At 66.6% G+C, this 290-nt stretch carries 1 pseudogene; it reads left to right on the forward strand.

Annotated features, from left to right (window positions below):
• A pseudogene (locus KVS69_RS19330) lies at nucleotides 1-290 on the forward strand (hypothetical protein); the annotation flags it as partial.

Genomic DNA, 290 nt, shown 5'->3' on the forward strand with positions numbered 1-290 from the left:
TGCAACAACTGGCGCTGGTGGCCTACGCCTGTCCGCTGGAATCGGTGGATGCTGGACAAGCGACCCTGATGGTCGGTTGCGAAGAGATGTCCGCGCCGGATCCCGATGCTCCGGCGTTGTGCGACCAGCATTGCCAGCGCGATCACATCGCCACGGCCGATGCGAAGGCCCCTCAAGCGCCTTACCAGCCCGCGCTGGCCGCCTCCGCGCTCGTGCAGGCTCTGTTGCCACCGGTACACGCACGATCTATCGGGATGTTCCGGTGTGCGAGTCCGATCCGCCCCCCCTGC

The sequence above is a fragment of the Stenotrophomonas sp. GbtcB23 genome, assembly GCF_019091045.1.
Lineage (GTDB): Bacteria > Pseudomonadota > Gammaproteobacteria > Xanthomonadales > Xanthomonadaceae > Stenotrophomonas > Stenotrophomonas rhizophila_A.